Origin of the sequence: Pseudoalteromonas sp. SR45-5 (assembly GCF_014163565.1) — a bacterium.
GTDB lineage: Bacteria > Pseudomonadota > Gammaproteobacteria > Enterobacterales > Alteromonadaceae > Pseudoalteromonas > Pseudoalteromonas distincta.
This window is the reverse complement of record NZ_JACJDN010000298.1, coordinates 1-4839: the sequence shown is the minus strand read 5'-3', so window position 1 is coordinate 4839 and position 4839 is coordinate 1. Positions and strand designations below refer to the sequence as shown.

Here is a 4839-nt window from a genome sequence, read left to right as displayed (position 1 = left end):
TTCCGCCAGGGCCTGCTGCTAATACCATGCCTTCAGACATACCAAAGCGCATTTTACGAGGCTTAAGGTTAGCAACCATAACGGTTAGCTTGCCTTCGATATCCTCAGGTGCGTAAGCTGATTTAATACCCGCAAACACTTGGCGAGTTTCGCCGCCTAAATCAAGTGTTAGCTTAAGTAGTTTATCTGCGCCTTCTACGTGCTCTGCTTTAGCAATTTTAGCTACGCGTAGGTCTACTTTTGCAAAATCATCGAACTCAATCTCGTCGCTAATTGGCTCTTTTGCAAGCGGGCTGTTAGGGTCAATTGTTACTTTTGGTGCTAAGCTTTCTTTAGATTCTTCAACCATTTTGTTCACTTTATCCATTTCAACACGTTGCATTAACGGTTTAAATTTATTGATAGGGTGGCTTACTAGTGCATTTTGAACGCCGTCCCATGCAAGGTCGTCATTTAAAAACGCTTGTACGTTGTCTGCCATTCCTGGTAGCACGGGTTTTAAGTAAGTAATTAAAACGCGGAACAAGTTAAGACCAAGAGAACACACTTCGTGTGCTTCTTGTTGCTTAGTTTCGTCTTTAATTAATACCCAAGGTGCTGCGCCATCAATAAATTGGTTTGCTTTGTCGGCAAGCGCCATTATTTCGCGAATTGCGCGGCTGTAATCGCGGTTCTCGTAGTGTGTTGTAATGCTAGGTGCAGCCGCTTGAAACTCTGCTAACAGCTCTGGTTGCATAATAGTGTTGCTTAGCTTGCCATCAAACTTTTTAGTAATAAAGCCAGCACAACGGCTCGCTATGTTGACTACTTTACCTACTAGGTCTGAATTTACGCGCTGTGCAAAGTCTTCTAGGTTTAAATCCAGATCAACAATACCGCTACTTAATTTTGCTGCGTAGTAGTAACGTAAGTATTCTGGGTTTAAGTTATCTAAATAAGTACGCGCTTTAATAAACGTACCCTTTGATTTAGACATTTTTTCGCCATTTACAGTTACAAAACCATGAGCGAATACGTTAGTTGGCTTTCTAAAATTAGCGCCTTCTAGCATTGCTGGCCAAAATAAGCTGTGGAAGTAGATAATGTCTTTACCAATAAAGTGATAAAGCTCTGCGTCTGAACCTTCAGCCCAAAACGCATCAAAGTCGAGGCCTTTTTCGTCACATAGGTTTTTAAAACTCGCCATGTAACCAATAGGTGCATCTAACCAAACGTAAAAATATTTGCCTGGTGCATTTGGGATTTCAAAACCAAAATAAGGTGCGTCACGGCTAATATCCCACTGTTGCAAGCCATCGGTAAACCATTCGTCTAGCTTGTTAGCCATTTCTTGTTGAATAGTTCCTGAGTGTAACCACTCTTTTAGCATGCCTTCAAATGCTGGCAGGTCAAAAAAGTAATGCTCAGAATCTTTAAGTACAGGCTCAGCACCTGACATTACAGAACGCGGGTTAATAAGTTCGGTAGGGCTGTACGTAGCACCACACGAATCACAGCTATCGCCGTTTTGGTTTTCAGACTTACACGTCGGGCAAGTACCTGTTACAAAGCGGTCTGGTAAGAAAATACCTTTTTCTGGATCGAATAATTGCGAAATAGTGTGCTTTTTAATATGACCGGCATCGTTTAGGCGGTTATAAATAAGTTCGCTTAATTCTTTGTTTTCTTGGCTGTGGGTGCTGTGGTAGTTATCAAATTTGATATTAAAGTCAGCAAAGTCGCGTTGGCGCTCTATGCTCACTTGTTTTACCATTTCTTCAGGCGTGATCCCTTGCTTTTGCGCATTAAGCATAATTGGCGTGCCGTGGGCATCGTCTGCGCAAACATAATAAGCTTCGTGGCCTTGTAGTTTTTGAAAACGTGACCAAATATCAGTTTGAATATATTCCAATAAATGACCTAGGTGAGTAGGGCCATTTGCATAAGGTAATGCGCTGGTAATCAGGATCTTTCGCTGCGTCATAATCATTCCGAATTGAGGATAAAACGCCGTTTTTATCATACAAACGGCAATTATCATTAATTTATCTACAAGCTATCTGCTTAGAGTGCGCACAGCTTATGGATTTTTATTAATTGACTGGTGTTAATGCCCTGAATGTTACATAATTCCGTGGCACTTTTCATCAAAGAAACGCTATTTAATTGCTATGTTTGGACTGTCGAAACTATTCTCTTCTAAATCGGTGCAAAAACAACCGATTATAACTGCCTTAGCGGCATATCGTAGTGCGGCTTTTGCCGTCGGTATTGACGAAAGCTTCATTGATACTATTACTCAAAATGACGATAAATCACTACACATTAAATTAACTCTGCCATTTGCTGGGCAATCAGAAATGCCTTTAGTTGAGCAACACGTAAGTGAAAGCTTAAATGTGCCTGTAACAATTAGCGCCAAGGTTATCATTAAAGAGGCGGCTAAATTTAAAGCGATTAAACATATTGTACTTATTGCCTCAGGCAAAGGTGGGGTAGGTAAGTCGACTACTGCTGTTAACTTGGCAGGCGCGCTTAAAAATGAAGGCGCAAAGGTGGGTATTTTAGATGCTGACATTTATGGCCCATCTATCCCAATGCTTTTAGGATTAGTGGGCGCAGAGCCCGTCACTAAAGATAACAAACAGCTACAGCCTTTTGATTCAAATGGCATTAAAGCGCAGTCAATTGGCTTTTTAGTTCCAAGCGATGATGCCACGGTGTGGCGCGGGCCAATGGCGTCAGGCGCGCTGAGCCAGTTACTTAACGAAACCGATTGGGGCGAGCTTGACTACTTAATTGTTGATATGCCACCGGGCACCGGTGATATTCAGCTTACAATGAGCCAAAAAGTACCCGCTAGCGGCACCGTTATTGTCACTACACCGCAAGATTTAGCGCTAGCCGATGCGCAAAAAGGCATTGCTATGTTTAATAAAGTAAACGTACCGGTGCTTGGCTTAATAGAAAATATGAGCCACTACATTTGTACTCACTGTGGTGAAGCTAACCACGTTTTTGGTAAAGACGGTGCACAAAAACTGGCGCATAAGCACGGCGTGCCTGTACTTAGCCATATTCCACTTGCAATAGATATACGCGAGTATTCTGAGCAAGGTAAACTTATTGCAAGCGATAACGATGCCGCAATAAGCAAAACATACAGCGCAGCAGCAAGGCTAATAGCCAGCACGCTTTATTATCAACAGCATCACAATGCAATTGAAATTGTGATTACGGAAGATTAATAAATAATGAGACTTTCAGACACACATATTAAAGAATACTTAAGCGATGGCCGCATTGTTATTGAGCCTGCGCCAACGAGCGAGATGATTTCAGGCGTGACTGCCGATTTACGTTTGGGAAATAAATTTAGAACGTTTAATGCGCATAACGCCGCATACGTCGATTTAAGTGGTCCAAAAGATCAGCTAAATAAGGCCATGGAATCGATCATGAGTGAAGAAATAGTGCTTGATGAAGGTGAAGCATTCTTTTTACACCCAGGTGAACTTGCACTAGCTATTACCCATGAAAAAGTAACTCTACCAGCAGATATAGTAGGTTGGTTAGATGGACGCTCATCGCTTGCGCGTTTGGGTTTAATGGTGCATGTAACCGCGCATCGAATAGACCCAGGCTGGAGCGGCAATATTGTTTTAGAGTTTTACAACTCAGGTAAATTACCACTGGCACTACGCCCACTGATGAAAATTGGTGCTATGAGCTTTGAAATGTTATCGGGCCCGTGTGAAAACCCATACAATATTCGTAAAGATGCAAAATATAAAGATCAAAGCAGCGCAGTAGCAAGTCGTATTAGTGACGATAAATAATCACCAAATATAGGCATTACTCGTCCATTTTATGAAGCGCATAACCCAGTAGTTCAAAGTACTGGTTAAGCGCTTCATTTGCTTTATTAACAGAGCGTATCATGTTTTGTACGCTTGATAAGTTAACAATCCGCATAAACGCTTGAATACAGCTACGCCATATACAATAGAAAAACCTTTCTTCAGAATCCCGCATATTTAATTGATTAACGCAGAACAACGGCTCTTTTACTCAGTACAACCTCTACTCTATATCTATATGCACAAGAACGACTTCGTAAATCAGCTGATTGTGTCTAAACCTATGGACGTAAGTAGGCATAATACCAATTTTGAATACGACAGTTTTAGCATGTTAATACAACAAATTACTCTAGTAGTAAAAACTGAAAGTTTAGGTATTTATACGCTAATTAATAAATTAGAAAATTCGGCCACCTTATAAGCACGGAGATAAGGTGTTTTTTTTAAGCTATAGCTTTAGAGACTAAAGGTGAACTTGGTGCTTCCATGTATATGGAAAAAGAGTTTTCAGACCCTCCTCCTCCAGCAAAAATGGAAATGGGCTTTGGCCCGGTTCCAGGAGTCGATCAGATATGGGCTAAGCGAGATGAAAATGACAAAGTCATAGAGTACTTTGTTGTTGAAGCTAAAGGCCCTGGTGCTAAATTGTTAACTGGTGCAAAAAAAGGCGACCAGATGACAGACCCTTGGGTTAAAAAAAGCTTAGAATCGATGGAGAACTCTAAAAAATACAAAGAAAAGAATCAATTGGGCGAAGATATTTTAGATGCTATTGAAAACGAAGAGCCAAAAGTGACCAAACTTGTTATTGAAGCTGTCGAGGTTGACGGCAACATTACTGGCGGTAAACTTCAAACTCTTCCAAAGGAAAAAAAGAATGTTAAGACTTAATAATTATGATTTTAAATTTGAAAAACTTTTTAAAAAAGCACCTATTACGATAGAAATCAGGCTTAAACATATTAAAGATTCAACAGTAGATTATGAAGTAAAAGTA

General features: G+C 40.6%; 4 protein-coding genes. 3 read left to right on the top strand and 1 reads right to left on the bottom strand.

Features of this window, described 5'->3' with window-relative positions:
* Positions 1–1963, bottom strand: a 1963-nt coding sequence (gene metG / locus H5072_RS11890) for a methionine--tRNA ligase (RefSeq protein WP_182693632.1), incomplete at its 3' end; no start/stop codon positions are given.
* A 187-nt stretch (positions 1964–2150) separates the two neighbouring features.
* Between metG and apbC the strand changes: the two genes are divergently transcribed.
* The 3 genes from apbC to H5072_RS21150 all read left to right on the top strand — a co-directional run bounded on the left by apbC (position 2151) and on the right by H5072_RS21150 (position 4733).
* Complete coding sequence (gene apbC, locus H5072_RS11885; protein ID WP_182693631.1) at positions 2151–3227, top strand: iron-sulfur cluster carrier protein ApbC; 1077 nt, start codon at positions 2151–2153, stop codon at positions 3225–3227.
* Positions 3228–3233: 6 nt separating this feature from the next.
* Positions 3234–3818, top strand: coding sequence for a dCTP deaminase (gene dcd / locus H5072_RS11880; RefSeq protein WP_002959670.1), 585 nt, complete (start codon positions 3234–3236; stop codon positions 3816–3818).
* Positions 3819–4334: 516 nt separating this feature from the next.
* Positions 4335–4733, top strand: coding sequence for a hypothetical protein (locus tag H5072_RS21150; RefSeq protein ID WP_259395928.1), 399 nt, complete (start codon positions 4335–4337; stop codon positions 4731–4733).
* Positions 4734–4839: the final 106 nt, after the last annotated feature.

What these genes read in the sequence shown, in the direction of transcription:
- apbC (WP_182693631.1), top strand. Translation starts at nt 2,151, where the DNA reads ATGTTTGGACTGTCGAAACTATTCTCTTCTAAATCGGTGCAAAAACAA.
- dcd (WP_002959670.1), top strand. Translation starts at nt 3,234, where the DNA reads ATGAGACTTTCAGACACACATATTAAAGAATACTTAAGCGATGGCCGC.
- H5072_RS21150 (WP_259395928.1), top strand. Translation starts at nt 4,335, where the DNA reads ATGGAAAAAGAGTTTTCAGACCCTCCTCCTCCAGCAAAAATGGAAATG.